21 protein-coding genes and 5 pseudogenes are annotated in these 24,828 nt (G+C 41.3%); 11 read left to right on the forward strand and 15 right to left on the reverse strand.

The annotated features are described in order from the left end of the window. Positions 1-46 precede the first annotated feature (46 nt). Positions 47-1,975 (forward strand): sensor histidine kinase, encoded by a 1,929-nt coding sequence (locus VL20_RS14700; protein WP_052276926.1) that lies wholly within the window; start codon positions 47-49, stop codon positions 1,973-1,975. A gap of 41 nt (positions 1,976-2,016) precedes the next feature. Here the strand turns inward: VL20_RS14700 and pheA are convergent, their stop codons facing one another. Beyond that, the gene (gene pheA / locus VL20_RS14705; RefSeq protein ID WP_052276927.1) at positions 2,017-2,871 is read right to left on the reverse strand and encodes a prephenate dehydratase; all 855 of its coding nucleotides are present in this window, start codon (positions 2,869-2,871) and stop codon (positions 2,017-2,019) included. 157 nt (positions 2,872-3,028) lie between these two features. Then, positions 3,029-3,334: a ribonuclease D gene (locus VL20_RS14710; RefSeq protein WP_072924041.1), complete on the reverse strand. Its 306-nt coding sequence runs from the start codon at positions 3,332-3,334 to the stop codon at positions 3,029-3,031. Positions 3,335-3,352: 18 nt separating this feature from the next. On the opposite strand from VL20_RS14710, the gene VL20_RS14715 reads away from it, so the two are divergent. Beyond that, positions 3,353-3,841, forward strand: coding sequence for a universal stress protein (locus VL20_RS14715; protein ID WP_052276928.1), 489 nt, complete (start codon positions 3,353-3,355; stop codon positions 3,839-3,841). A 9-nt stretch (positions 3,842-3,850) separates the two neighbouring features. On the opposite strand, the gene lepB is transcribed toward VL20_RS14715, so the two are convergent. From lepB to VL20_RS32740, 7 genes are all read right to left on the reverse strand, one after another. Beyond that, the gene (gene lepB / locus VL20_RS14720; protein ID WP_002770106.1) at positions 3,851-4,426 is read right to left on the reverse strand and encodes a signal peptidase I; all 576 of its coding nucleotides are present in this window, start codon (positions 4,424-4,426) and stop codon (positions 3,851-3,853) included. After that, a complete protein-coding gene (mazG, locus tag VL20_RS14725; RefSeq protein WP_052276929.1) occupies positions 4,426-5,259 on the reverse strand; it encodes a nucleoside triphosphate pyrophosphohydrolase in 834 nt (277 codons plus the stop codon). The genes lepB and mazG overlap by 1 nt, the downstream gene beginning before the upstream one ends. A 502-nt stretch (positions 5,260-5,761) precedes the next feature. Then, positions 5,762-6,133, reverse strand: coding sequence for a hypothetical protein (locus tag VL20_RS14730; RefSeq protein WP_002760125.1), 372 nt, complete (start codon positions 6,131-6,133; stop codon positions 5,762-5,764). Positions 6,134-6,827: 694 nt separating this feature from the next. After that, positions 6,828-7,229 (reverse strand): phosphomannose isomerase type II C-terminal cupin domain, encoded by a 402-nt coding sequence (locus VL20_RS14735; RefSeq protein WP_002760121.1) that lies wholly within the window; start codon positions 7,227-7,229, stop codon positions 6,828-6,830. A gap of 126 nt (positions 7,230-7,355) precedes the next feature. Continuing rightward, positions 7,356-7,652 (reverse strand): Asp-tRNA(Asn)/Glu-tRNA(Gln) amidotransferase subunit GatC, encoded by a 297-nt coding sequence (gene gatC / locus VL20_RS14740; RefSeq protein WP_002770116.1) that lies wholly within the window; start codon positions 7,650-7,652, stop codon positions 7,356-7,358. A 187-nt stretch (positions 7,653-7,839) separates the two neighbouring features. Then, on the reverse strand, positions 7,840-8,361 hold the full coding sequence (locus tag VL20_RS14745) for a photosystem I assembly protein Ycf3 (protein WP_002770118.1): 522 nt from the start codon (positions 8,359-8,361) through the stop codon (positions 7,840-7,842). Between the two features lie 178 nt (positions 8,362-8,539). After that, complete coding sequence (locus VL20_RS32740) at positions 8,540-8,764, reverse strand: hypothetical protein (RefSeq protein WP_081417815.1); 225 nt, start codon at positions 8,762-8,764, stop codon at positions 8,540-8,542. 412 nt (positions 8,765-9,176) lie between these two features. Here VL20_RS32740 and VL20_RS14755 point away from each other — a divergent pair. The 3 genes and pseudogenes from VL20_RS14755 to VL20_RS14765 all read left to right on the forward strand — a co-directional run bounded on the left by VL20_RS14755 (position 9,177) and on the right by VL20_RS14765 (position 12,097). Further along, a pseudogene (locus VL20_RS14755) lies at positions 9,177-10,179 on the forward strand (IS630 family transposase). 451 nt (positions 10,180-10,630) lie between these two features. Then, positions 10,631-10,987, forward strand: a pseudogene (locus VL20_RS34080) (helix-turn-helix domain-containing protein); the annotation flags it as partial. A gap of 246 nt (positions 10,988-11,233) precedes the next feature. Next, positions 11,234-12,097, forward strand: coding sequence for an RNA-guided endonuclease InsQ/TnpB family protein (locus VL20_RS14765; protein ID WP_284525796.1), 864 nt, complete (start codon positions 11,234-11,236; stop codon positions 12,095-12,097). A gap of 82 nt (positions 12,098-12,179) precedes the next feature. Here VL20_RS14765 and VL20_RS28910 read toward each other — a convergent pair. The 6 genes and pseudogenes from VL20_RS28910 to VL20_RS14790 form a co-directional block, all read right to left on the reverse strand. Next, positions 12,180-12,305: pseudogene (locus VL20_RS28910) on the reverse strand (PEP-CTERM sorting domain-containing protein); the annotation flags it as partial. Between the two features lie 243 nt (positions 12,306-12,548). Continuing rightward, positions 12,549-13,766: pseudogene (locus VL20_RS14770) on the reverse strand (IS1380 family transposase); the annotation flags it as partial. A gap of 192 nt (positions 13,767-13,958) precedes the next feature. Continuing rightward, positions 13,959-14,228, reverse strand: a pseudogene (locus tag VL20_RS14775) (transposase); the annotation flags it as partial. A 210-nt stretch (positions 14,229-14,438) separates the two neighbouring features. Then, entirely contained in the window at positions 14,439-15,062 is a 624-nt protein-coding gene (locus VL20_RS14780) for a hypothetical protein (protein WP_052276934.1), read from the reverse strand. Between the two features lie 243 nt (positions 15,063-15,305). Continuing rightward, positions 15,306-16,715, reverse strand: coding sequence for a hypothetical protein (locus VL20_RS14785; RefSeq protein WP_052276935.1), 1,410 nt, complete (start codon positions 16,713-16,715; stop codon positions 15,306-15,308). A gap of 289 nt (positions 16,716-17,004) precedes the next feature. Further along, positions 17,005-17,946: a glycosyltransferase family 2 protein gene (locus tag VL20_RS14790; RefSeq protein ID WP_002788812.1), complete on the reverse strand. Its 942-nt coding sequence runs from the start codon at positions 17,944-17,946 to the stop codon at positions 17,005-17,007. Between the two features lie 47 nt (positions 17,947-17,993). On the opposite strand from VL20_RS14790, the gene VL20_RS32750 reads away from it, so the two are divergent. The 6 genes from VL20_RS32750 (at position 17,994) to hpsO (ending at position 24,796) form a co-directional block, all read left to right on the forward strand. Beyond that, positions 17,994-18,125, forward strand: coding sequence for a hypothetical protein (locus tag VL20_RS32750; RefSeq protein ID WP_284525797.1), 132 nt, complete (start codon positions 17,994-17,996; stop codon positions 18,123-18,125). A 378-nt stretch (positions 18,126-18,503) separates the two neighbouring features. Further along, positions 18,504-19,943, forward strand: a complete 1,440-nt coding sequence (glmM, locus tag VL20_RS14800) for a phosphoglucosamine mutase (RefSeq protein ID WP_052276937.1) — start codon at positions 18,504-18,506, stop codon at positions 19,941-19,943. Positions 19,944-20,000: 57 nt separating this feature from the next. Continuing rightward, entirely contained in the window at positions 20,001-21,728 is a 1,728-nt protein-coding gene (hpsL, locus tag VL20_RS14805) for a hormogonium polysaccharide biosynthesis protein HpsL (RefSeq protein ID WP_052276938.1), read from the forward strand. 3 nt (positions 21,729-21,731) lie between these two features. Beyond that, positions 21,732-21,956: a hypothetical protein gene (locus tag VL20_RS14810; RefSeq protein ID WP_052276939.1), complete on the forward strand. Its 225-nt coding sequence runs from the start codon at positions 21,732-21,734 to the stop codon at positions 21,954-21,956. A 678-nt stretch (positions 21,957-22,634) separates the two neighbouring features. Next, positions 22,635-23,630 (forward strand): hormogonium polysaccharide biosynthesis glycosyltransferase HpsN, encoded by a 996-nt coding sequence (gene hpsN, locus VL20_RS14815; protein WP_052276940.1) that lies wholly within the window; start codon positions 22,635-22,637, stop codon positions 23,628-23,630. Beyond that, positions 23,627-24,796, forward strand: a complete 1,170-nt coding sequence (gene hpsO / locus VL20_RS14820) for a hormogonium polysaccharide biosynthesis glycosyltransferase HpsO (protein ID WP_052276941.1) — start codon at positions 23,627-23,629, stop codon at positions 24,794-24,796. Before hpsN ends, hpsO begins: the two co-directional genes overlap by 4 nt. Positions 24,797-24,828 lie beyond the last annotated feature (32 nt).

Here is a 24,828-nt window from a genome sequence, read left to right on the forward strand (position 1 = left end):
AGTATAGTCTGGAGTTTGATAGCAAGAATCAAAGCAATTTTCGCCCATGTCTATCGGTCAATCCTCCTTTCGTCGTATTCTGCTCTCTCGCTTACTCCTAGTCAGTGTACCTGTACTACTGATGGGAGTTTATGTCACCTATCGTAAGGCGCGATCGGCTTTTTTGGAAACGGCCCGTCAAAATCTCACCGAAAGTGCCATCAGAAAAGCAGACAATATTGAGCAATCAATTCAATTTTTGCGGGCCAATCTTATCACTGCGGGTGAGAGTCTGGTTTTAAAACAGGGAACCTTAGCCGAAAAAGAAACTTTTTTACAAGAATTCACGGACCAGCTTCCTAATCAGATTAACTGTCTGGAGTTAATTGATATTAAGACCAAGAAATCTTTATTAAATCGAGCCTGTGACCCAGAAACTATCAAAGTTTTGCCTCTGGAAAAATGGACAAAAAAACGGACTAGCTTTGCTGGAAATATGGAAAATATTTTAATTAGAAGTTTACCTCGACAACTTTTAAGCAAATCTCCCAATAATAATCGTCAATTAGAATTAGTTTTTGCTGTTCCCATCTACGATAATCAAGGACAATTACAATCTAGTCTGATTCTGCAAACTTCTCTACTTTACCGTGAGAAGGTTTTACCCGGTTCTTTGTCAGGTTATCCCGTGGTTATTTCTGAAAATGGCATTATTCTCGCTCATCCCTATTTTGATCGCATTGGTAGCCATATCAGTCAAGAAGCTGATGCTGAACGCTTAAATAGTATTATCAATAATGCTATCCGAGGAAAACAAAATTTCTTGCATTTATTTTCTTTCGAGAAAGATGGCAAAGAATTAGTCGCTGGTTATAGCTCCCTTCCCAGTCCAGTTACGGGAGAATCATCCCAAAAATGGATAGTTTTAGCCATTAGTCCCCTCTCCCAAGCTCTGGCTCCTCTACAACAAATTTGGGAGGCAATTTTTTATCTAATTTCTGGTTTATTATTAGCTTATTTAGTAGTTATTGTACTCATTGCTAGGGATTTAGCTATACCTTTAGAAAAACTGCGAGATTATGCCTTAAATATTCAGAAAATTCCCTCCGAAAAGATTACACCACAAAACTTTAATATTCGAGAAATTAATCAGTTAGCGTCGGCCCTAGAGGAAATGCTCGAACGTTTACGTCTTTGGGGAGAGGAAATAGTTAAGAGTTGGCAAGAAGCGGAAAATGCTAATCAATTAAAAAACCAATTTTTGGCGAATACTTCCCACGAATTACGCACCCCTCTCAATGGTATTATTGGCTCAATTCGTTGCGTTATGGATGGATTTTGTAATAGTGAGGAGGAGGAAAAAGAATATCTGCAACAAGCGGATAATTCAGCCGTACATCTTTTGGAAATTATTGATGATATTCTCAGTATTGCTAAAATAGAAGCGGGCAAACTTTCCGTTAATCCTGAACCAGTATATTTACACCAAATTATCAATGAAGTTATTAATTTACAAACAGCCTCGCTGCAAGGTAAGCACTTAAAATTAAATTTACTTTTCTGTCAAGAAAATCCAGTAGTCTATGCTGATCCAACTAAATTTAAACAGGTAATTTTGAATGTTATTTCTAACTCAATTAAATTTACCGAAACGGGAACTATTTCTCTGATAACTCACCTAGAACATCCACAGGCTATTATCACTATAATCGATACAGGAATCGGTATCGACCCCCAGCAGCAATCAAAATTATTCCGTCCTTTTGTGATGATTGATGGTTCCACAACTAGAAAATTTAGCGGTACGGGTTTAGGATTAGCTATTTCTAAGAATTTTATGAAAATGATGGGGGGAGATATTACTATCTTTAGTCAAGGTCAAGGTTTAGGAACAACTGTGGAAATTATTCTTCCTCTGGTGGGGGAAAGAAAGCTTGATTTTACTCCACCAGAGGAAAACTCATCTTTGCCGATTCTTCCCTCTCTTAAAAGCTAAAATATCTCTATTTAACTACTGTAATTTCTGGGCAACTTAGTTTATAATTCCTCTAAACTTTCTACGGGTAAATTAACTACCTGATAAAAACCAAAAACCTCGATCGCATCGGTATAATTTGTTAATTCTTCTAAAGTTTCTGCGATTAAATGCTGTTGATCCAGATTAATCTCTAGATCGATAAAAAATATGTATTCCCCTAAAGATCGTTTAGTTGGTCGCGATTCAATACGAGATAAATTAAGCTGACGTTTGGCAAAAACTTCTAAAGGTTTGACTAAAGCACCAGGTTGATCTAAAACCTGAAAAGCGAGGGACATTCGCTCCCCTTGGGGATGGGAAGTTAAAGCCATTACCCAAAAACGGGTACAATTATCGGGATAATCATTAATTGGTTGTGTTAATATTGGTACATGATACAGTTTTGCTGCCCGGGGAGAAGCAATAGCGGCCGAATTGGCCTCTCGATCGAGAATTTGAATCGCTTCTGTGGTAGAATTAGTAGGAATAATCGGCACGGTAGGCAAATTATTTTCTAGCCATTTTTGACATTGAGCTAAAGCTTGGGGATGGGAATAAACGGTGGTAATTTCTGTTAGCGATTGTCGAGGAGATAGAAGTGCATGGGAAATCGGTAAAACTAATTCTTGTTGAATCTGTAACCCAGGTAATTGCCATAAAGCATCAAGAGTCATTACCACACTTCCCTCGGTGGAGTTTTCCACCGGGACCACTGCTAAATCGGCCTGATTTTGGACAACCGATCGCAAGGCCAGGGCAATGCTAGGATAGGGTATTAATTGATGAGGCTGGGATGCTAAACTGTTAGCATATGCTAAAGCGGCTGTTTCTGAATAGGTTCCCACTGGCCCCAGATAAGCGATCTTTACAGTCATTGAAATTATCCCCGCAAGCAATTTTTTCTAGCTATTACAGCCTTTCTCATAAATACTAAGTATAACCTAATTCAGCCAGGGTTTTCAGTTGATAATTGGGTAAAGGAGCAATATAGTAGGGAACCTTTTTAGCTAACTCTAGGGTACAGGTAATTTTTTAAACTTTGCCCTTACCGCCCAAAAATTGACAATCATAACTAGCATTGTGAAAAACCTTTTCTATCCGGTCAAGCAACAGGATTTTAGTGATAAAATAGTCAGTAATATCCGGTCGTTCGAGAACATCCAAAATTGTCACCCGCTCCCCCGTTAAGTCCGTGGAATCAGCCAGAATTTGAATCAGAGACAAACGGGGAGTCTTGCTATTGTAATCGGCCACTTCCGTATCTAACCAAAGAATGGGAAAATGGCAAAAGTGATCGATCGCATTCCTAATAGCGTCGGATTCCGTTAAATAAGGCATGGTTGCAGAGGCTGAAAAATGTATCAAAAAATCTTGATAGCAGTAGATTTGTCGGAGATGGGGGACAGTGTTTTTAAGGAGGCTGTATCCTTAGCCAGTAAGTACGAAGCTAACCTCCTACTACTGCACGTCCTTTCCCCTGAGGAAGATTATAGCCCTTTACCGATTCCACCCAATTTAGCCGATATTTACCCCGCCCAGGGTAATGATCTCACTCTTGATTTTTGGCGGCGACAATGGGAAGAATTCGAGCAGAAAGGGGCGGCTATGTTGCAAAAAAGAGCTAATCAGGCGGCAGAAATGGGTGTAAAGGGAGAATACCGGCAAATTTACGGTCATGCCGCCAAAACTATCTGTAAAGTGGCGCGAGAGGAGAATATTGATTTAATTGTTATCGGTCGGCGTGGGCGCTCGGGTCTAGGAGAGTTATTCTTAGGTAGTGTGAGTAATTATGTTCTCCATCATGCCCCCTGTTCCGTCTTAATTGTTCAACATCGTCAGGACTAAAAATTCCTGTTAGCGATTCCCCCCTAAAATCCCCAAACGATTAAAAGGAAAAAAGCGAAAAACCGCCCTACCAATCACGTTATTTTCCGGTAAAAACCCCCAGATATGGGAGTCATTGCTATTATTGCGATTATCTCCCATCACAAATAAATTATTTTCTGGCACGAGCAAAGGCATTAAATTATATTGAGGGGATTCTAGAATATAATCCTCTGCCAAGGGTTGATTATTCAGATAAATTTTGCCCTCCTTGACAGCAATCACATCCCCTGGGGTGGCAATCACTCTTTTAATAAAAGCTTGATCCTTTTGATATCCCTGTAATTGTAATTGTGCCGGCGGTTCAAAGACGACGATATCCCCCCGTCGAGGAGGATGGAAATCGTAGGAAAGTTTTTCCACCACTAAGCGATCGCCTTGTTCTAAAGTGGGTAACATAGAATCAGAGGGGATAAAACGAGGTTCAGCCACAAAAGTGCGGATCAGTAAGGCTAAAACTAAAGCTATAGTGATAATTTGCAGATTTTCTCGAATAGAAGCCCAAAAACTCTTGGATTTGTCCTTATTAATTTCTTGCTCTTGCATTATTGCCCAGATGATGGTTGATGTAACTTAGCTTTCGCTTGCTGCCAGAAAACTGTTAATTCCTCTAGTGTATAGTCATGGAGAGGCTTTTCTGCCACAGATTCCACTAGGGAAAAACGTTGAATAAAACGCAGATTAGTCTCTTGTAAAGCGATACTGGGATCTAAATCATACCAGCGAGCAAGATTGACAATAGTAAAGAGTAAATCGCCTAATTCGGCCTGTTGATGCTCTTTATCGCCCGATTCTAGGGACTCTTGCCATTCTGCCAACTCTTCGCCAAATTTTTCCCAGACTCCCGCGATATTTTCCCACTCAAAACCGACTCGCGCCGCTTGCCGAGAAATTTTCATCGCCCCGATCAAGGGTGGTAAAGTTTGGGCATAACGGGTTAATTTGCCACTAATAGTCGGGTCATTTTTTTCCTCAGCTTTGATTTTCTCCCAATTTTGACGCACCTGTTCGGGATTTTCTAGGGATAGATCCCCGAAAACGTGGGGATGACGACGAATTAATTTATCAGTGATGCCTCTAGCCACTTCTTCTAGGCTAAAATTACCCTCATCACTGGCAATTTGGGCTTGTAAAACCACCTGTAGCAGTAAATCGCCTAATTCCTCAGCAATGGCAGTTTTATCACCGCTTTTAATCGCCGCTACCACCTCATAAGCTTCCTCGATAACGTAGGGAATTAGGGTTGCCGGGGTTTGGGCTAAATCCCAAGGACAGCCGCTTTCTGGGTCTCGTAAACGGGCAACAACGCTGATTAAATGGTTTAATGCCGCTAAGATGGCCTTGTAACTGGGATTTTCGGTTTCTGGAAGGCTAGACATCGATTTTTTCCGGTTTTCTCGCCCATTATACCGGTTATCAGTGATCAGTTATCAGTGATCAGTGATCAGATGTGAGTTTTCAGTTAACTGATTACTGTTTAAGTAGTCTTGCAAAATAAATTTCCTAGTACAATTATTTGTAGGATGGGTTAGCGGTAGCGTAACATAATCGAGCGTTGGGTTTCATGCTTCAACCCAACCTACGTTCATCTTATATTTAATTCCGCCCACCTACTCATCTCCCTATCTTCCTAATATTCAGTCACAGCCTTTCTCATAATAGATGAAGTTTAACCTAATTTGAGCGAAGACCTACCCCCCAAAACGAAAACTTCGTACCTCACCATTCAGATAACTGCTTTAGCTAAATAGCAATGAAAAAACCCGGTAAAACCGGGTTCCACTAGCTTGGAATCTGTATAGTCAACCGATAAAGCAGTTGAAAACTTAAATAAATCTAAATAGAAAAAAGGTAAGTAATTCCACTGTAAGAAAATCAGATTTAATGAATCATCCCGCAAGTTAGGGGACAAGAAGCATAAACAGCTTGATGAGAAGTTTTTGCCTCACCGTGTAACCAGTGCAACCAGCTAACTTCATGGGGATGAACACCTTTTGCTGCTAACAAAGCGGCACTAATTAGGATAGCCAAAATGTTAATACCAATAATCATTCCCGCCACTAAAAGCACGGAACTAACCGGTAAAACCGACTGTAAGATAATCGCCGACAATGCCCCCACTGTCATCATTAATACTACTAAAGGAAATCCCACTACTAATAAACAGACAGTGAGGACGAAACTCCAGAGAAGAAAGCTTTTTAGCATTGCTAAAGAAACGTGGCCCCAGTTATTTCTTGCGGTTAATTGCATCTTCCTGACCTCTTACAAACTTGGTGGTCTAACTTTTCTGCACGTCGGCTCAAAGTTGATGAGAACCAGTATAGGGAAAACACCGAAGAAGATGAGCTATTCGCAATATAAATTTACAATCATCGCTGATTATCTATGTTATATGTATCGAACTATTACAAGAATCGGCGAGATGTATCGAAAACTTTACAATCGGTTTCCCTTGATCCCCAATCCAATTTCCTACTGAAATCCTTGATCCCCGTCGATAATCCTTTCTTGTCTCCCTGTCCGCAGATTTCTCCCCGTCTCCTTGTAACAAATCTTTACAAGTACCTCTAGAATTCTCAGAAAATAAGTGGACGACAGTAACCAGTAATCAGTCACCAGCAATCAGTAAACTGAAAACTCGCATTTGTCACAGAATTGACATCTGGCTGTTATAGTCCTGACAAATGAGAGTTATATGCTAAAGTTAATCCAGCAAAGGAATAAATTATTTCCCCTAGCCCAGCTTTCCTCAAGCTTCCCACACAGGGCCTAGGGGAAGTTTATTTTTCTGCCATGGAGGAAAACCGCTACCCGGCCCGAAAAGAAAATTTTTCTAGAACTTGACAAGCCTTGACAGCAGGGAAGACAGTCAGGCAGACTAACCTCAAAAGGTTTTTGGAGCGAAAATATAGTTTCTTGCCCTTCTGTCTCCCTAAACACGGTCTTAGCTCTGATGACGAGCATAATCATCCTGAAAACGCACTATATCATCCTCTCCTAAATATTCCCCATTCTGCACTTCGATTAATACCAATTTAATCACCCCAGGATTTTCCAGACGGTGAGCGGTACACTGCGGCACATAGGTGGACTGATTAGCGCCGAGAATTTCCTCGTTATCTCCACAGGTGACTTTTGCCGTTCCCGAAACCACAATCCAGTGTTCACTGCGATGGTAGTGCATCTGTAAACTGAGACGATGACCCGGATTCACTTCAATTCGCTTGATTTTATAACCAAGACCTTCTTCTAGAGTGGTGAAAGAACCCCAAGGTCTAAATTCTGTTGCTGCCGATTCTACGCTCGAAATAAGCTGAAATGGTGCCACATCTTGAGATGCGATCATTATATTATGTCTCCATTGCTAGGTCTGATCTTAGTCCAAGATAGCAGCAAAAACCCTAGATGGCATCTAAATCAGTGATCAGTAAACAGTAAACCGAAAACTCACATCTGATCACTGATCACTAATTCACTCTTCGTCGGTGTTGAGAATACGGGGAACCCGGAAATAATCCCCTTCTGGAGCCGGCGATTCCTGCACTAAGACCTCGTGATCGGGATAAGGTCTATTACCATCGGCGCGAGTGATATTTTGAATTTCGATCGCTCGCGTGGTGGGTGGCACATTTTCCGTGTCTAATTCGCTTAACTGCTCGAAATAATCGAGGATTCCGCTTAATTGCAGGGCAAATTGTTCTTCTTCGCCGCTATTAATCTCTAAACGGGCTAAATGGGCGATTTTTTCAACTGTAGCTCGATCGATCATGGGAGAAATGGGGTGTGGGGTGTGGGGTGTGGGGTGTGGGGAGCAGGGAGATGGGTGTGGGGTGTGGGGTGTGGGGTGTGGGGTGTGGGGTGTGGGGAGAATAAATAAAAATAATCTCCCGTCTCCCGTCTCCCGTCTCCTATCTCCTGACGACCGACTCCTGTCTCCTGACGACCGACTCCTCAATTTAAAAGAAAACATCAATTTCCGAGCGCCCGGTGATTTTCAGCCAGTTTTGGGCTTCAATGTAGTTATTGGGGGCTAATCGGATGGCTTGTTTCCAGTATTCTGCCGCTTTGTCGTAGAGTGCTTCCGCTTCGGCCTGTTGACCGTCTTCTCTGGCTTTTTCCCCCTGAAAATGGTAAATAACGGCGATATTATTCAAAGCGGAGGGCATTCTGGGATTAAGTTGAATAGCTTCTTCGTAGTATTCTAGAGCCTTTTCATGCTCGCCGTTACTAGCGTGGATAATGCCGATATTGTAGAGGATATAACTGCGATCGTTAGGATCCTCTTCTAATGTTAAAGCCTCATAGTAATTATCGAGGGCTTCGGCGTATTCGCCGTCAGCTTGGGCAGACATCCCATCGCGGTAATAAACAAACGCTTCCTTGGCTTTTTTATTGGCGGGGAGTATCTTTAAAATGATATCCGCCATGACGGTAAAAGATTTATCAATAAAATTATCGTTACGTTGAGTGCGTGGCATAGTTAGAACGATTAGGCGATCGAAATGACTACTTACCTTTATAGCACTCGCCAGCACCCCCAGGGCTGTTTTTCTAATTTTTCTGGCTAGGGTTTCGATTTAGAGTATCTTTGCTAGTCCGGCAATGGCAAGAAGTTAATGGCTCATTCTCCAGCCAAGAACCTAGTCGGAACACATCTCATTCCGACGAGCATTGGTGCAACTTTACCCAAGATTCTGAGTAATTAGGGCTGGCTGAATAAATATAAAAACCTTGTTGGGTAAGACTTTTAGACCTTTTGTCAATCAAAAAGCACTGGATATGGGAGTGATCGGGGGGAAATTTAGGCACTTTTTCCCTGAAAATTAGGTAATTGGCCACCTCAAAACTGGTAAAACCCCACACCCCACACCCTGCCCCCACCGAAAAACTTTTTGCCGCAAACCCTAATTAGGTTGGTTCCTATCGCTCTTGGAGGGACTTTCGGAAATCCCTAACCGAATCTAGGTTCTGAAACCCTTGCTTGACAAGGGAACGCTAACTTTTTTTCTAATAAAAACTCAAATTTCGGGTTTCTGTTAGTTAGCGATAGCTTGAAGGCTTACTCCATAAGAGAGCTAGGGTTTAGAGACTGTAAGACTTTTGCCAGACTCCCTCCAAGAGCGTTAGAAGCAAAGCACTCATTAAAAACATGATTAACCTAGAATTCACGGAAGAAGAAAAGAACAAAGAAAGGTAGCATCTCACCTTTGTAACCCCTAAATCAGGTTTTTATGTCAAGCTATTTTGAAAGCCTTGCTAGAAACCAGTTTTAGGGATAAGTATAATTACTCACTTGCATAAATTAGATGCTCCCAAAAGAAAAAAGAACTCACTGTATTATGAAAGATTTCATCATCCCGATCCCCGGGTTCAACTGAAGATGGAAGTTCTTTGGTTAAAGAGTCAAAAAATACCGCACCCAAAAATTTGTCAGTTAGCAGGAATCTCGCCAAATACCTTATTAACCTATCTTCGAGATGATCAAGAAGGCGGAATAGAAAAATTAAAAGAAATCAACTTCTATCGCCCTAAAAGTGAATTAGATTTTCAAAGAGAAACGCTCAAAAAATATTTTGAGAAAAACTCACCAGCCACAATAAATGAAGCTGTATATAGAAGAGAAGAATTGACAGGAATAAAACGAAGTCCTACCCAAGTGAGGAAATTCTTAAAATCAATGGGAATGAAATGTTTAAAAGTAGGTTCTCTTCCTTCTAAAGCTGACCCAGATGAACAAGAAGACTACAAAGAAAAAAAGCTAGAACCCAGACTAAATGAGGCTAAAGAAGGAAAAAGGGCTGTTTTTTTTGTTGATGCGCCTCACTTTGTTATGGGAGCATTTCTCGGTTTTGTTTGGTGTTTTGAGAGACTTTTTGTTAAGTCACCGAGCGGGCGTAAACGCTTTAAGGTTTTAGGAGCATTAAATGCGATAACCCATGAAGTTATTCTGGTAACATATGACACTTATATTACAGCAACTCAAGTATGTGAACTCACGTCAAAAATAGCTGCTTTAGGACTAATGATTCCCATCACTCTAGTCTTAGATAATGCCCGCTATCAAAAATGTAAAATTGTTGAAGAATTAGCTCTTTCCTTGTCAATAGAGCTACTCTATCTGCCGTCTCGCTAATCTAAATTTAATTGAAAGGCTGTGGAAATTTGTCAAAAAGAAATGTTTATATGGTAAATATTATGAAACCTTTTCTGACTTTTCTTCAGATATTTATGAATGTCTGAATGATGCCCATCTGAAACATAAAAAAGAACTGGAGGCTCTTCTCGACTTTGTGTGATAATTTTTGCTTATGGAATCGTGAAATGCTTATCGGGTAACACTTTTAGGACTATTTTGTCGAAGAAACTATCAGTATAGACCTCGTTTCCACACAGAAACCAGAAGAGCCAACTGGATTCCTTGCTGACTCTACGATTTCAGAAGTTTAATAAATCTCAGATTATGAACGTCTAAAGTATATTTAGGGTTTGCTGAAAAAGTACGGGCGAAGCATTCGGGCAATAACCTATCGGTAAAACCGTAGATTTTCTATCCGAATGCTTCGCCCCTACAGGATGCGGGCCGATGAGGACGCAAGGTTTTGAAGCACGATTCTCTCAAAATCTTGCACCTGTTTCTCGAGAAAAGCCACAAAACCCCTACCTTGCCTACATTTCACATTTATTCAGCCAACCCTATTTAAGCGGTAAGTCTTATACCAAAAAAATAACACAGATGGGGTCAGGCTGATGTTAAATGTTTTAAAAGTGAGAATATACCCAAACAAAGAACAAGACTGTCCCTTAGCTAAAAACTTTGGTTGCGTTCGTTTTGTTGGGAATTACTACTTAAATAAAACTAACAATCAGTACCTAGAGACGGGTAAAGGAATGACCTACTGTGACATGGCAAAAGACCTTACCCAACTCAAGAAATAACCGGATTTTGAATGGTTAGCTGAGGCTACTGCCGCTGCCTTGCAGCAATCATTGAAAAACTTAGAATCTGCTTTTAAGAACTTCTTCTCAAAAAGAACAAAATTCCCTAAGTTTAAAAGTAGGCACAAAAAACAATCAATCCGTTATCCTGAAAGTTGTTCAATTAAAACCCATCTTCCGCACTTCTTAACATTCAATTGATAATTTTTACTAATACATTGCTTACAACCCATTGCCAGTAAGGATTATAGCTACAATGATGGATTTTTATCAAGGTGAAGAATTGTAATTGGTTTTCTCAGAAAAAATCAATTATTGAAAATAGTTCTCAATAGTATTCTCTACAATGACAGTTTTTCGTAAAAACATCTTGGGGAATGTAAAAACATATAAAAATATATGAAGATGTGCGGAATGTCGGTTAAAAATAAGGGAATTAAGCTACCTAAATTAGGGGTTGTAAAAGCTAAGATTTCTCAAGTGATAAACGGCAAAATTAAATCCGTAACTGTTTCTAAAACCAGTACAGATAAATATTTTGCTGCCATCTTGTTTGAGATGGATGACTCAACAACCATTGAAAAACTAAAAATATCAGGGATAGACCTAGGTTTATCTTCTTTAGTTACGGTTTTTGATGGTGAAACAACCTACAAGATTGACCCAATCAAACCTACCAGAAAATATGCTAAACGTTTAAAGCGGAGACAACAAGCATTGTCTCGTAAAGCCAAGGGGTCTAATAATCGCCAAAAAGCCATTAAGGAGGTAGCCAAGGTTCACGAAAAGATAGCAAATACTAGACAAGATTTTCTTCATAAACTCTCCAGAAAGTTGTGCGATGAAAACCAAATCGTTGTAGCCGAGAATCTGAATATTAAAGGGTTAGCAAGGACTAAATTAGCCAAATCAATACATGACGATGGTTTGGGTATGTTGCTTAATTTCTTGGATTACAAGCTAGAAAGAGAGGGAGGAAAACTTGTAAAAGTTGACAGGTTTTATCCGAGTACAAAACTCTGTTCTTGCTGTGGATTTAAAAATGATTCGTTGACTCTCAGTATTCGTGAATGGATTTGTCCAGAATGTAAGAGTCATCACGATAGAGATGAAAACGCAGCCAAGAATTTAAGGGAAGAAGGTATGAGAATACTGTCAACAAATACCGATGGACAGTCGGAATTTCAAGCTTGGGGAGAAACTGTAAGACTCCTTGGTACTTGTACCCAAAAGCGGGTTTGGGGTGAATCAAGAATCCCCGTCACAGCGTCAGCTTGACGGCGGGAGTGTCAAATGTTGGGCATTCATCTCATCCCTAAAAGCGAGGGACTTCTAGCGAGGGAATTCTGCTGACACTAAGTTAAATTCTTTTTCCCAAACTCACGCCCGCTAAACCAAAGGCTAACAGAGCAAGCAAGGAAGAAGGTTCGGGGATTTTGGTTCCTGCAAACTGAATCTCTGAGAAGCCAATGCGATTGTTTGCGGTGGCGTTACCCGCATTTCTCACAAATTGAGTTGGGAAGCTGATTTGGATGCAGAAAATTGCGGTTATTTGTAAATCAGAAAGAATTCTCAAATTGGGAAACAAGAATCTGACTAAACTAGCCAAAAAGCTGGCAAAAAATTGGCTAAAATTGAGTCAATCAGCCAAATTTCTCACGACAAAATAGACTGAATTATCTTCTCAGCCTGGGAACCAACTATTTAGTTATTTTTGCAACCCTAAGATTTATCCAGTATCAGTCAGAGCTTGAATTCTAGAATAAGCTATCGCTAAGATATCTTGAGAGGGACAAGCACTAGCGATCGCTATTAAAATCCTCCTGACACTCATCGTAATTCTCGCCCCTAATTTCAGGAAACTGAGGCGAATTGTGCCGACAGTCGCTTGAGCAAAAGAGGTGTTAGATAAACAATGTTGACGAAAAGCCTGCATTAAGACATAAGCCATTGAGGATAACCAAAGTCTTAATTGATTACTCTCGAATGTCTGAGTCGAAGTTCGGTCGGCGAATAAATCCAATTGTTGCTCTTTAAGCCGATTTGACCTCTCACCTCTGGGGCAATATTTCTCAGTATAAAGTTTAGATGGAGGTATTTTTGAAGCTGGTAAAGACGTGACAACATGACGAATTTTTAAACCCTCACTGCCCTGAGAAACTTTGGTGACTACTCTTCTTTGACGACTCCAAGATTTTTCAGTTTGATAGCATAAAGAACGATACCAAGTGGAATCAGGGACTAATTTTCTGACCAATTCTAAGTCTTCTTCTTTCGCAAAAAGCGTCTCCATTAATTCAACTACAGGTTCAAGTCTCTGTTCATAATCTCTCTTAGATTTCTCAATTATATCTGAGGCTCGTAACTTTAATTGGTTATTAGTTCCCATTGCTATAGCATAGTCAACTCGGTCTTCTTCCTCACAGAATTTAAAGATTTCTTCCCGAGCGTAGGCACTATCAGCTCGCAGTAAGATTTGAGTGGTTGGCCATTTTTCTCTAATTAATTCAATGACTCTTTGTAATTCCTCTAAGGCCCCATCGGCTGGATCTACATTAGAAGAACGGAGTTTAGCTACTAATAAATGATGCCCACAAAATATAGACAAAGGCGCATAACATACTCCGTTATAATAAGTATTGAAAAAGGCTCCCTCTTGATTACCATGTACTTGATCATCTGTTACATCCATATCCAAAATAATTTGACGAGGAGGATTTTTATAAGATCGTAAAAAGATGTCAACAAAAAGTTTTTCTATCTTTTTTGGGTCCTGTTCAATACGATGATAACGACTTTCTTCTTGATTGAGAATAGTTTCGGGACAATATTCCAGTCGATTAATTGTACTTTTCCCCGCTAAACTCCCTTGATTTGATTCAATGAAATCAAGTTTTTTTAAAGCAATGGCTAAGGCTGGGTCATGCCGCAATTTGTCGTGATCATGGTTCTTCGTTACTTGGTATGGTTCAATAGGGGGGCATAAATCGACTAAATCCTTATCTGGCAAGAGACTTAATTGATTAGTTCGCTCTAGAGCAAAAACAATTGACAAAAATCGCCAAATGCCTTTCTACATAAAGGTTCCATCCCTTGTAACCCTCGTCCATTGCATAACACAAACCGAAGAGCCGTGATCATTAACATCTTCATAACCTAAGATAAGTCCATAAATTCTTTGAGAGACTAATTGATGAACTGAATAATCTATATAAGATAAACTTCTATGATCTTGAAAACCCTCAGCGAATTTATCGCTAATTTTTAGTTTTTTATCTAACTCTGCCATTAAGATAATTCCAGCATCTGAGGTGATTCTCCCTCCCTCAAAATTAGCGATTATTTCTTTCCCTTTGATTCTTCCAAAGTTGAGTTGGTGGCTGATTTTTTGGCTAGGATTAGAAGTCATAAATTGGTCGTACTTAAATTATTCTATTCCTAAATTGTAGCAGATTGTGTGGCTTTTTTTAACGTATAATTTTTAATTAAACAATTAATTTATCTAAAAAATACGCACTTAGAACATTTTTTATCTAATGTCTAATTGATTATGATCTTCAGTCTTGAACGGTCAACACACTGTTGTTTTTATTCCGAGGCGATCACTGGATTCAAACCCTTATCCAGTAAGACTTCTGGGATTAGTGATCGCATTTTTTGTGAGAAATGCGGGGTTAGTGAACCCCCCAAAGTTACTCAGATTAGTAAATCTAACATTAGTCGCAGCGACTGAGGTAAAACTGAACTGCTGTGCGGGCTGAAGCAAAGGTGTAGTACCAAAAAGTCCTTTTGCAAAGGAAGCCAGAGCGCCACTCAGGGTACTCCAAGTTGTTCCACCGTTGTTGGAGTATTGAATCGTCACATCTTTAATTCCCTGATTGGCAAGCTCCTCAGTCGTATTGCCAAGGTTCCAGAAAGTAAACCCAGATAGATTATAGCTACCATTGAGATTAAAAGTGATAGTACCTGAGGGAATTGTGGTGCCCTCCGTGTTAGTTAAAATACCTGACCGCCAAGAATTACCAGTCTGCGACGGCACATGATTTCCCGTAAGACTGGGAGTGTTACTGGGCAGCCCTTTGCCGTTGACGGTATCGATTAGATTCCAATTAGCCTGTCCTGTTATGGTCGTTGAGGCAGTGACTCCAGGAATTAGAGTAGCAGCTTGGGCGTTTTGTGCCACACCCCACATTAAGCCGAAAGTGGCAGTGGACAAAACAAGGGTTTTGATAGTGAGTTTCACGGGAAAATCTCCTTAAAAGGCTAGGTACAGTCAAAAGGGTACAACGTACCCTCCCACATCGTATTTGTTTTTTTTGACAATGTCCACTACTTTTGATGTAGATTTTTTTACTATTCTATGTTAGGGGAATCGGGGGACAGGGGGAAAACGCCCATCTGGCTGGTGGCGCAGTTAGGAAAGTCAGAAGCCAGAAATCGGGTGGGGAAGAAATTCTGTCTTCTGCCTTGATGGCGGGCAATCTGCCTACTGATGAGATTCTAGCCTCGTGGTTTTGCTATTGTCCCCATCCGAGAATAAATCATCGCTAAATAGATCATCAAGGGGCAGTTCTTCGTCAGAAGGTAAGGATTCTAGATTAGCCATTTCTTCATTATCCAACATACTGAAGAAATCTAGTTCTTCTTGGTCACTCGCAACAGAAGCAACATTTTGGCGGTTAGATGCAACTGTGGGGGTTTCTTCCGCAAAATAATCGAATAATTCGGGGTTATTGCTGTCATCGGTATCAGCAAATAAGTCATCGAGAAAATTTTGGTTATCAGCGAATTTTTCGGCATCGGTGGCTAATAAATCAGAGAAACTGGTGTCACTGCTAACGGTTTCTTGAATCTGACCGTAATTACCCGATAATTCTTCTAGGCTACCGATAGTTCTCGTTTCTTCCTCTAATGTTAAACTATTGAGAAATTCTATCTCAGCAGCGGACATCTCCCAGTCAGAGATTGCTGGTTCTGCCATGACGGGAAAATCTTCGCTCTCAGTCATTTCTGGAGAAACTAAGGTTTCTTCTGGGCTGTTTAAACCGTCAAATGTCTCCTGGTCAACGGAGGTTTCTAGGGGCATTTCAGGGGCAAATTCTGGTTCCAATCCTAGGTTTTCTTCAGTGATAAAACCATCAAAAGGATTCATATCACTGTTGAATTCTGGTTCGGAAATGGACGTTTCTAGTGGCGTTTCAGGGGCAAATTCTGGTTCCAATCCTAGGTTTTCTTCGGTGATAAAACCATCCAAAGGATTTATTTCTTCGTCCCTGGGGCTATCGGGGAAATCATCCCAGGGTTCGACGATTTCAGTGGTTCGATCATCCACTACTGCTTGGCGGGCATTTTCTAGTCCTAACAGTTGGCTTTGATAACTCTGTTCTAGTTGTTGAATTTGCCACTGATAGCCCTCTTCTAATTCTAGAATCTGCGCCTGTTGACTTTGACGCAGGGCTTCTATTTCCCCTTGCTTCCCGTCTATAATCTCTTGTATTTGACTTTGGTAGCTTTGGCGCAATTCCTCGATTTTAGCCTCGTATTCCTGTTCAAGTTGCTGAATTTGGGTTTTATCGGCGACTTCCACTGCTTGAGCGGCAGTGGCGCTGGCTGCCCCTTGTACACGTCCTTGGCTATCTTCTAACTCTTTCTGCAATTTAGCCACTTCTTCTCTATAGGTGGCTTCGATATTGCGAATCCGTTCTTCGGAGAGAGCGAGTTGTTTTAACTGTCCTTTGCTGTCTTTTAACTCCGCTTCGGTTGCACCTAAAGCCGTCCGAATTTTCTGATATTTTTGCCGTTCTTCCTTGATTTTTCCCTCTTGGAGGGCATATAAAGCCCCACCCCCGATCGCACCTCCACCGACAAAACCGATTAAAATATCGAAGATATTCATTATGGGATTCCTCCTCTAGGAAAATTTACTTTATAATATGCCCAATTTCAGAGGATAATTCACAAGGGGCAAATGTGGTCAGTGTTTTCCGCCGCTCTTTATGCTGATTGCTTTTGATTGTGGCAGCAATTATCAGAAAAAGAAAGCAAATATTCAGTTTTTTATCGGCAAATGTTCACCCTTAGGGCAGTTATCTCGATGGTGAGGTACAAAGTCTCTGGTTTTAGGGCGGGGTTAGTGACACCTCGTCTTTGTGAGAAACGCTTTCATCGGTGTTCGCCAAGACATTTTACTGAAGCTGCATTTCCCGATAAGCTTGATAAACGCCGCGCACATTGTACCAATTGAGAAAAATGCGGGCAATTTCTAGGGCTAATTGCGGTTTACCTCGATCGATTAACCATTGTAACAGCGGGGAGAGGCTGCGTTCATTCAGGGTTCCCCCTAGGGAAAGTAAACCCCACAACAATCGGTGAATCCAAGTCATTTGAATCATCATCCGCACTTCCCAGGTGGGATGTTTTTGATAAAAAAGCACTCCCATTCGTCCCCGTTGAATTTCCTTATCGATGAGATTGGGAATTTGAGCGAGACTAAAGGGGGGATGCCAATGATAACCGACGGCTTCGGGACATTTAATTAATTTTAGTCCCAATTGCTTCAATCTCACCCCTAATTCTAAATCTTCCCAACCGTAGAGTTGAAACTGAGTATCAAATAATCCCGCCGCTAATAACCATTTTTTAGCGATCGCCACGTTGCCCGTGGCAAAATAGGCAGCGGAGAAATCGGTGATTTTATAGGGTTCACTGGTGGGATGCTCGAAGTTACAGGTATTAATGACACTGCCGTAGGTAAATAAGCGATCGCTGCTGAGACTTTCTGCCCCGGCGGTTAAAGCGTCGGCGTGAGCTTGCAGAAAATTTTCTGTCACTACCAGATCGCTATCGATAAAAATAATCGTATCACCACTAGCTTTTTCTACCCCTAGATTCCTAGCGATCGCTGGTCCGCCGTGATCCTGTTGCCACAGTTGCAGATGGGGTAAATTAGCCTTTTGAGTTTCTAGCCAAGCGATCGTCCCATCGGTAGAGCCATCATCGACAAGGACTATTTCGTAGTTTTCCACCTTATTATCGGTTAAACGCTGATTTTCTAGGGCGAGTAAACATTTTTTTAAGATTGCTTGGCGATTGTAGGTAGGGATGACAACACTGATCAGCACGCGCATTCGGGGGTCAAGATTACCGTTTCAGCTTACCAAATAACTTGGGTTCCTTGATTAGACCTCCTGCAAAAATCAACAATCTTTATTCAGGAGGCAGGATTCAGTTATCAGTTATCAGTTATCAGTTATCAGTGGGTAAGTTATCAGTGGGTAAGTTATCAGTCAATAGTATTAAGCGATAAGCTCGGAGCGGGAGCATCTCACCTTTGCAATAAGCATAAATACTTAGTAGAAAAATAGGCTTTTCGAGGGTAATTCTTGTTTTAATTCTCCATGTACGCGGTCTTTAAAAGCCTCTATTTCGTTCCAAGACACGATTAAGAGTGGCTTTTAGGCTAAGTATAATTACTCATTGCGTAAGTGAGATGCTCCCCTCGGAGATCGGAGCTGCCTTTTTACTGAAAAAGCTCCCCACACCCCACTTCCCCACACCCCACACCCCACACCCCACAGTGTCAGGAACCCTGGGAGGAGGATTAAGGTCAACTGGGAACATTGATTTTAAAAAATCGGTGATCATGTTATCCTCTGAATGTGTTGTGTGAGGAAAGGAATCGGCCATGGTAGCGTCTCTATCGTATCAAAATGGGCAAAAAGCTCGATCGCATCCCCTGTTATCCTTAGGGGGTTTGATTGAATTACCGCCATCCCCCCTGTTTGGCACGGACGGAATTCGCGGCCAAGTGGGAGAATTATTAACTGCCCCCCTAGCGCTACAAATCGGATTTTGGGCGGGACAGGTATTAAAAAATCAAGCTGGTGTCACCAAACCAGTAATTATCGGTCAAGATTCGCGTAATTCCAGTGATATGTTAGCCAATGCTATCACTGCGGGTTTAACTTGGGCGGGAATAGAAGTCTGGCAACTGGGATTATGTCCCACTCCCTGCGTCGCCTATTTAACCAGAGAAAGCGAAGCGATGGGGGGGATCATGATTTCTGCCAGTCATAATCCTCCTGAAGATAACGGCATTAAATTTTTTGACGGCAGCGGTTTAAAATTATCTGGCAGTTTAGCGGCACAGATAGAAGCGGGTTTAAGAGGCAATTTAGAATTAGCAGATAAACCGGAAAATTGGGGAAAAGCGACTTTTTGTCCCGAATTAATCCAAAAATATGGTCAAGCTGTCATTGATTCCGTCGGGAAGGATATGAACCTATCGGGATTAAAAATAGTTTTGGATCTAGCTTGGGGGGCAGCCGTTAACCTAGCACCTTTAGTGTTCCAAACCTTGGGGGCGGAAGTTATCTGCCTACACGATCGAGCCGATGGCGATCGCATTAACGTTAATTGTGGTTCTACCCATTTAGAAAGCCTACAGGCGGCGGTGATTAATCAGCAAGCGGATTTAGGGTTTGCCTTCGATGGCGATGCCGATCGAGTCTTGGCCGTGGATAGTCAAGGTAGAGTAGTAGATGGCGATTATATCCTCTATTTTTGGGGTCGTTCCCTCTTAGAAGCCGGACAGCTACCCGATGGGTTATTAGTAGCCACGGTGATGGCTAATTTAGGTTTTGAACGCGCTTGGCAAAAACTGGGGGGTCAATTCTTGCGGACTGCCGTGGGCGATCAGCACGTTCAGGCGCAAATGTGGGAAACTGGAGCCATGCTAGGGGGTGAACAATCTGGTCATATTCTCTGCCATCATTACGGGGTTTCTGGGGATGGAATGCAAACCGCCCTACATTTAGCGGCTTTAGTGCAGAAATCGGCGGTTTCCTTGGCTAATTTAGTCGATCATAGCTTTGTCACCTATCCGCAGATTTTACGCAATGTGCGGGTGGAAGATAGAGAAGTGCGACGTAATTGGCAGCAATGTGAACCTTTACGGCGGGAAATCCGCCAAGCTGAGACAGCCATGGCAGAAAAAGGCAGAATTTTGGTGCGAGCTTCCGGGACAGAACCGTTAATTCGGGTGATGGTGGAAGCAGAAACCCTAGAATTAGCCAATTTTTGGACAGAAAGGCTAGTGGCAGCGGTGCGAAGCTATCTTTTGTAGTCGATCGAGGGGGACAGGGATTATAATGCCCTTAGCGTAGCGTAGCAAGGCCTAATTATGACCGGACTAAGTATTGATCGCCAGAAAAAAAAGAATAAACAAGGCCAAACAAAAGCTGATAGTCCCCCGCTTAACATCAAAGAGAAACTTGCCCTCAAAAAAGAAGAAAGGCAAAGGAAACAAAAGTTAACGGGGTTGATTATTTTTGCTATTTGTGTAGCAATTTTGCTCGGATTACCCCTCAGCTTATTATTTGATGCCACGATAGGAGCTGCAGTAAGTTTAGCCTTAATTTTAGTAGTTTTCTCCTTTAGCTATCCTCGCATGGCTCTTTGGGCATTTATTATCTATGTCCCCTTCACTGGCACTATTATCTATTGGTTGGGCGGTAATCAAATCCTACAAATCAGTAAAGATATCTTTTATCTACCCGCTTTAATCGCCTTAGTTTTAGAATGTCGAAAAAAGCAATTACCGATTATTGTCCCCAAACAATTAGGTACAACCCTATTATTAATCTTTGTTTTCTGTGTAGTCTGTCTATTAGCCGTCAATTTACAGAGACAATTTCTGCCTACTTGCGATTCCGTGGCTGGGATGAGTATCTTTAGGGATGGTCGTTTGCGCGGGATTCCCTGTCGGGAAAGTGAGACTTTTCTGCAAGGAATATTAGGATTCAAAGTTTTGCTGGGTTATGTCCCCTTGATCTTCTGCACTTATTACTTAATCAAAGACAAAGCGACCCTATTATTTTTTGGTCGTCTTTTAGTGACTTTAGCGATTATTTGTTGTGTCCTAGGACTAATGCAATACTGGATGCTGAAAACCGGTCGTTGTGTAGGAACTAGAGGCTTTGTAGCTGATGCACTATTCAAAGCCCACTTAGATGCAAGGTGTTTGGTTGGTGGGGCATTAGTGTATAGTCCGGAAGTGAATATGATCCGCCTACCGGGTACCTTTGTTTCTCCCTGGCACTGGGCTTGGTTTTTGGTCTCTAGTGCCGTAGTTTGTTATGCCAGTGCCTTTAGTGAAATTTCCCAAAAATGGCGACTAGCAGCCCTAGTGGGTTTAACCCTAGTTTTTATTAATGCAGTGGTCTCTGGGCAAAGATTAGCTTTCTTTGCTGTACCGATGATTATTGGTCTGATGACGATTCTTACGGGACAAATCGCTAACTTAAAAAGATTTTTGCCGATCATTTTTGCCGCCGCTTTACTTCTAGCTATCGGTTTTTCTTTCCTTAACCCCGATTTTGTCCAACAACGCTACGATAGTGCCATCAGCCGTTGGCAACAGGCTCCCCCCACCGCTTTTATTCAAGAACAGTTGGATTTTGCTATCCGTAATCAGGGCGGTATTTTAGGTCGTGGACTTGGTGTGGCCACAGCTTCTGCTAGGGTTTTCGGTGATATTTCCTTTGTGGAAACCTATCACACTAAAGTTTTATTCGAGTTGGGATACATTGGTTTTGCCTTGTACATGATATTCATGACCCATCTAGTTTATCTGGCCTTCCGCACCTATCGTTCCCTCAAAGATCCCACTCTGCGAGGTTTTGCCGGTAGTTATTGGGTTTTGCTGCTCTTTGTTGCCTATCTTCCCTATTGGTATGCCCTCGATACGGATCCTGTGGGCGTTTATTACTGGATATTTGCGGGCGTAATTTTTAGATTACCCGTGATCGAAAAACAGGAAAAAGAAGCCAAAATTCTGGCGGGGGAAACCGCCACAAAATCCTCCAAAAAGGGCTTAAATTTTAAACGCAAAGGTGTTTCTTTAGCTTGAAATATGGGTGTTGGTGATTTCAGTTATCAGTTATCAGTTATCAGTTATCAGTTATCATATCAGTTATCAGTTATCATTATCAGTTATCAGTTATCAGTTATCAGTTATCAGTTATCAGTTATCAGTTATCAGTTATCAGTTATCAGTTATCAGTTATCAGTTATCAGTTATCAGTTATCAGTTATCAGTTATCAGTTATCAGTTATCAGTTATCAGTTAAGTACCTAGGCAAAATTAATTACACATATCTAACCCCCCCTTTGCCTCTTGCCTCTTGCCCTTTGCCTTTCTTCACTAGGAAATTTATTTTGCACGACTACTTATCAGTTATCAGTTATCAGTTATCAGTTATCAGTTATCAGTTATCAGGCTCTTCTGGTTTCTGTGTGGAAACGAGGTCTATACCGATAGTTTCTTCCGCAAAATAGTCCTAAAAGTTTTGCCCAATAAGCACTTCAGGGTTCCATAAGCAAAAATTATCACACAAAGTCGAGAAGAGCCGTTATCAGTTATCAGTTATCAGTTATCAGTTATCAGTTATCAGTTATCAGATGTGAGTTTTTAAGTGTGCGGTATTAAATAAGTACCTAAACAAAATTAATTACACATCTAAGCTCTCAGCCGTCAGCCTTTTGCTGTGAGTAAACAGTGAACTGAAAACTCAAATCCGATCCCTAATAGCTGTATCGGAGTCTCCCGTCTCGGAGTCTCCTGTATCGGAGTCTCCTGTATCGGAGTCTCCTGTATCGGAGTCTCCCGTCTCGGAGTCTCGACTAGGAAATTAATTTTGCACGACTACTTAGAAGTTTTCTACTGTCTTTTTACTGATTACTGATTACTGTTTACTGATTACTGATTACTGATTACTGATTACTGTTTACTGATTACTGTTTGCTGTTTACTGCTATGAATTTTCCCTTGATTTCTGTCATCATACCCACCTATCGACGCGAAGAGCCTCTTAAAGATACTCTCGATGACCTGCTCAAACAAGATTATCCCGATTTTGAGGTGTTAGTTATCGACCAAACCGCTACCCATAGCCCTGAAATACAATCCTATCTAGAAAATCTGGCTAATCAGCACAAAATTAGCTGGTATCGGCTAGATTGGGCGAGTTTACCCGGTGCCAGAAATTATGGAGTCCGTCGCGCCCAGGGCGATATCGTTCTTTTTATTGATGATGATGTGCGGCTACCGGATAATTATCTCAAAGCACATAGTGAGAATTTTGTCAAGAACCCTGAGATAGGTGTAGTGGCCGGTCGGGTATTCGATCGCATGAAATTAGGTGACTCCCAAAAAATGGTGACAGATACCGGCAAACCCTACGAAATCGACTTTTTACCCCCCCAAGCGATGGACCCGGGCATTGCTTGGTATTACATCGATCTTGTCCACACCACTAAACCCCAGCAGGTAATCTCGGCCCGGGGCTGTAATATGTCTTTTAGAAAGGATATATTTACGAAATATGGCATTTGGTTCGATGAACGCTTTCGTGGCAGTGCCGTGCGCGAGGAATCGGATTTTTGCTTAAGGTTACGCCGGACTCCCTATCATGTCTGGTACGATCCCACCGCTTATCTGGTTCATTTAGGGGAAGAAACCGGCGGCTGTCATGATATTAGCACTCGTTCTCTGAGTTATCAGACGACTTTTTATCATAATCACTTTCTGATGGCCCTGAAAAATCTCACTCCCGCTCAACAATTGCGACTCTATGCTAAATTATTTGATTGTCACGTTCTTGGCAATCCTCCCTGTAATAAAGGTGGTTCCCCGATTAAAATCCTTTCTAGGGGAATTTTTTATGGTTTAGGTTTTCTGGATGCTCTGAAAACTCAAGTTAAGTCCCTCTGGAATGATGGCCAAATTTATACAAAACTAGATAATCTATGAGAATTTTAGTCGCTAGTCATACATATATAGTTGATCTCAACTGTGAGAAACTGCGCTCCCTGACAAGATTAAATCCCAATATTGAGGTTACTATTGTTGTTCCCCAACGTTGGCAACCGGGAGGAGTCCAAAATAAAATCATTGAAAGTCAACCGAAAATAGCCGATAATTTCCGAGTCATTCCTATCTCTAATTTTAGCCAGAATAACCAATCTTTATTAACTTTTGGCACTGATATAATTCCTTTATTGCAAAAATTTAGACCCGATATTATTCAGGTGGAACAGGGTTCTAAATCTCTCGGTTATGCACAATTTATTACTCTGAACCGTTTCTTAAATCTACGAGCTAAAAATGTATTTTTTACTTGGTGGAATCTTCCCTATACTCCTAAATTTCCCATCTCTTGGTTAGAAGCTTATAACCTGAAAAATACCGATGGTTTAATTGCCGGTAATCAGGACGGAGTAGATGTTTTAAAAGAACGGGGTTACAGGGGTAAATACACCGTTTTACCGCAATTAGGCGTGGATGAAGTTCTTTTTTCCCAAGGCAAGCAACCCGATTTAGCCCGATCTTTAGGCATTGAAAGCGATGAATTTGTGATTGGGTTTATCGGTCGTTTTGTGGAAGAAAAAGGCATTTTAACCTTGATTAAAGCTGTAAATAAATTAACAGGTAAGTGGAAGTTATTACTGTTAGGTCGGGGCATCCTGAAAGATAAAATAGTCAGGGAAGCTACAGCCGCAGGAATAAGCGATCGCTTGATGATAGTGGAAAGTGTTCCCCACGATCAAGTAGTTAATTATATTAACCTGATGAACACTTTAGTTTTGCCTTCAGAAATCACCTATCGGGTCAAAACTTTAACGGCCGTCGGTTGGAAAGAACAATTCGGTCATGTTTTAATTGAAGCTATGGCCTGTCAGGTTCCTGTTATTGGTTCCGATTCAGGAGAAATTCCCTTTGTTATTGCTGATACGGGGTTAATTTTTCCCGAAAAAGATGGGGAAGCACTGGCTAAATCTATACAAATTCTCTTAGATAATCCCAGCTTCGCTCAAGAATTAGGCCAGAGAGGTTATCAGAGAGTAATGACCAATTATACTAATAAAGCCCTCGCTCAAAAACAATTGGATTTCTATCAACAATTACTCCCTCGGTGATCGGGTGTGGGGTGTGGGGTGTGGGGAGAAAA

Source organism: Microcystis panniformis FACHB-1757 (genome assembly GCF_001264245.1).
Classification (GTDB): Bacteria; Cyanobacteriota; Cyanobacteriia; order Cyanobacteriales; family Microcystaceae; genus Microcystis; species Microcystis panniformis.

Bases quoted from the DNA above. Each gene is read 5' to 3' on its own strand.
- VL20_RS14700 (WP_052276926.1), top strand. From the start codon at position 47: ATGTCTATCGGTCAATCCTCCTTTCGTCGTATTCTGCTCTCTCGCTTA.
- pheA (WP_052276927.1), bottom strand. From the start codon at position 2,871: ATGACTGTAAAGATCGCTTATCTGGGGCCAGTGGGAACCTATTCAGAA.
- VL20_RS14710 (WP_072924041.1), bottom strand. From the start codon at position 3,334: ATGCCTTATTTAACGGAATCCGACGCTATTAGGAATGCGATCGATCAC.
- VL20_RS14715 (WP_052276928.1), top strand. From the start codon at position 3,353: ATGTATCAAAAAATCTTGATAGCAGTAGATTTGTCGGAGATGGGGGAC.
- lepB (WP_002770106.1), bottom strand. From the start codon at position 4,426: ATGCAAGAGCAAGAAATTAATAAGGACAAATCCAAGAGTTTTTGGGCT.
- mazG (WP_052276929.1), bottom strand. From the start codon at position 5,259: ATGTCTAGCCTTCCAGAAACCGAAAATCCCAGTTACAAGGCCATCTTA.
- VL20_RS14730 (WP_002760125.1), bottom strand. From the start codon at position 6,133: ATGCAATTAACCGCAAGAAATAACTGGGGCCACGTTTCTTTAGCAATG.
- VL20_RS14735 (WP_002760121.1), bottom strand. From the start codon at position 7,229: ATGATCGCATCTCAAGATGTGGCACCATTTCAGCTTATTTCGAGCGTA.
- gatC (WP_002770116.1), bottom strand. From the start codon at position 7,652: ATGATCGATCGAGCTACAGTTGAAAAAATCGCCCATTTAGCCCGTTTA.
- VL20_RS14745 (WP_002770118.1), bottom strand. From the start codon at position 8,361: ATGCCACGCACTCAACGTAACGATAATTTTATTGATAAATCTTTTACC.
- VL20_RS14765 (WP_284525796.1), top strand. From the start codon at position 11,234: ATGTCGGTTAAAAATAAGGGAATTAAGCTACCTAAATTAGGGGTTGTA.
- VL20_RS14785 (WP_052276935.1), bottom strand. From the start codon at position 16,715: ATGAATATCTTCGATATTTTAATCGGTTTTGTCGGTGGAGGTGCGATC.
- VL20_RS14790 (WP_002788812.1), bottom strand. From the start codon at position 17,946: ATGCGCGTGCTGATCAGTGTTGTCATCCCTACCTACAATCGCCAAGCA.
- glmM (WP_052276937.1), top strand. From the start codon at position 18,504: ATGGTAGCGTCTCTATCGTATCAAAATGGGCAAAAAGCTCGATCGCAT.
- hpsL (WP_052276938.1), top strand. From the start codon at position 20,001: ATGACCGGACTAAGTATTGATCGCCAGAAAAAAAAGAATAAACAAGGC.
- VL20_RS14810 (WP_052276939.1), top strand. From the start codon at position 21,732: ATGGGTGTTGGTGATTTCAGTTATCAGTTATCAGTTATCAGTTATCAG.
- hpsN (WP_052276940.1), top strand. From the start codon at position 22,635: ATGAATTTTCCCTTGATTTCTGTCATCATACCCACCTATCGACGCGAA.
- hpsO (WP_052276941.1), top strand. From the start codon at position 23,627: ATGAGAATTTTAGTCGCTAGTCATACATATATAGTTGATCTCAACTGT.